Below are 2,208 nucleotides of genomic sequence, written 5' to 3'. Positions count from 1 at the left end.
GGCTTGGTTTTTCACATCACCTCGTTATTTTGGGCAGTTTCCATAGAATTTTTGCCACTACCTGATTATATCACTAAACCTTTAGTTATATAAAGTTAAGAAATAAAATCTTTACTATCGCGAATGCACTACAAACAAAAAACTCCTAGAAAACTGTTATTTTTAGGAGTTTAGTTTCTATTCATTTTGTTGCAATTACTTTTTCAAATAGGATTCCATTTACCCCAGAACTGGTATTAGAAAGTTGAATCATTTGACGCTTACTTATTTTCTTTGGTTATCCTGTCAGCGGCTAATTTCCCTGTAATGATACAAGTGGGTGTTCCGGCTGGATTGTATGCCCATTGCCCTACTTGATAAATGTTCGGAATAGGCGTAAGTACTGATTTGTTGACTTGCTGCATTTTATAAATAACCGGGATCGGGGCTTCAAAAGACCAGCCCACGATTGCCCCACCCGTGCTCCCGACTCGGTTTTCAACACTTAAAGGTGTAAAGGAAAATTGTTTCTCCACTTTATCTTTTAACTCAGGGCATAAACTTTCAGAAAGCACACTGATTATTTTATTTTCAATTTCCCTTCTGAACGCCTCATACCAGCCGGATTCTTCGACTTTATAGAATAATTCTGCCTCCATAAGCAGACTGACTATCAAACCCGTTTTACCTTCCGGGGCCAAGTCAGAATCTCTCATAGCCGGGATGGCTATTTCATAAGTGTTGTATTCCAGGAAACGATCCAACCAGGAAAGAACTTCTTTTTTATCCGTCTCTCCCCATTTTCCCAGCATTCCCTTAAGTTCATTTTTATTGATGTTGCCCAAACCTTTTCTGGATGGTGTGTAAAACAGATGCCCATTGAAGGACTCCTTAAAATAGGACACCGGCAAATCGACTTCCAAATAGAGCGAGAAGACAGATTCGCTAGGCCTGCCTTTTGCCATCAATGCCTTTGTTGTTTCAAACTTTTTCCTTATTTTTGGGGCCAGGTTACCCAGACTGACAATATTGTAAAAACTTTTTAGGTCTGCAGCCCAGACAAGGTCTTCATAATAGTATTCGTTGTTGTTTTCATCGACAAGCACCTGTTGGTCGGCATGGATTTTTTTTACAACCGTATTGGGGAGTATGTCACCATTGAATGCTTGTATTTTTTCCACCAATGCTTCGGCAAGCTTACCTGTCCCTCCTTTCGGATACACATAGCTGCTGTACAATGTGAAATAACTCAATGCAAAAAATGTTGGCGTGCCTTTAAAGAAATGTTGTGAAATGATATCGATAAGGGACGGATCTTGAATAATTTGTTTAAGATATTCATCACTAGGTTTGGAAAGCCTTTCAATCCTGCTCATCGCAAAGATAAACTTCGGCAGCCATGGCAAAAGTTCTTTCATTACGTACGCCTTATCTCGCTTGATATCTTTAAATAATGGATTATCAATGCCATAGATGATATCGATCAGTTTCATTATTTTAACCATAACTTCTATGAATGCATCGATATCCTCTACGCTATCGGGATAGAGACTCACCAACAAATCTCTGTATTCGCTAACAGAATTGTGGCCTTCAATGCCGATGATTTTATCCTCAACGCCTAGGGAAACCTTGCTTGAGACAACCTCAATATCAAGATTCAAGTCTTTCAGCATCGCCAAAACGACTCCTAAGATTGCTCTGGCTCCAGCATCAAAGACAAAACCATCCCTTTCAAATGAGTTTACCAATCCACCAAATTCGACATTTTTTTCGATAAGCAAAATTTTCTTGCCTGCTTGAGAAAGAAACACCGCAGACGTAAGCCCGGCAAGTCCTCCACCTACAATTATGGCATCATATCTTTTTTGATCCGCATTATTCATTCAAATTCCCCATTTTCAAACTTATTTCCCACAGAACGCTTGCATTTTCATCATCCAGCGCTGGTGGAGCAGGCTCTTCAAGCGTTGTCAGATTGAAAAATTCACCACTGCATGTCTCCAGATCTTCAGAAACCCCTAAATAATGTCTACTGAATAATTAACAAACCCTATCGCAACAGCGTTTTTAGCTGTTTTTTGGTATAATAGATGCATGGATTCCAGAGGGAAATACCAAAAACCCGTGCACTTTTTTTCAAAAATGATACGAAGAGGCGATGAAAATGTATAAAAAGCAGACGAATCGGCAATTAACCATTTATGACTTCGATCAGCCATTGGGCCT

General features: G+C 39.5%; 2 protein-coding genes. Both read right to left on the bottom strand.

Annotation, left to right across the window (positions count from 1 at the left end; translation table 11 throughout):
• Positions 1-260: 260 nt before the first annotated feature.
• Positions 261-1,865 carry a phytoene desaturase family protein gene (locus tag BMZ71_RS14475; RefSeq protein ID WP_086990470.1) on the bottom strand — a complete coding sequence of 535 codons (1,605 nt, stop codon included), beginning with the start codon at positions 1,863-1,865 and terminating at the stop codon, positions 261-263.
• A gap of 135 nt (positions 1,866-2,000) precedes the next feature.
• On the bottom strand, positions 2,001-2,208 hold a 208-nt coding region (locus BMZ71_RS15225; RefSeq protein WP_218142842.1), incomplete at its 5' end, for a hypothetical protein.

Origin of the sequence: Trichococcus flocculiformis (assembly GCF_900113645.1) — a bacterium.
Taxonomy (GTDB): domain Bacteria; phylum Bacillota; class Bacilli; order Lactobacillales; family Aerococcaceae; genus Trichococcus; species Trichococcus flocculiformis.
The sequence above is the reverse complement of the archived record's forward strand: the minus strand, read 5'-3'. Positions and strand labels throughout refer to the sequence as shown.

Coding starts and splice junctions, on each gene's coding strand:
- BMZ71_RS14475 (WP_086990470.1), bottom strand. CDS start 1,865: ATGAATAATGCGGATCAAAAAAGATATGATGCCATAATTGTAGGTGGA.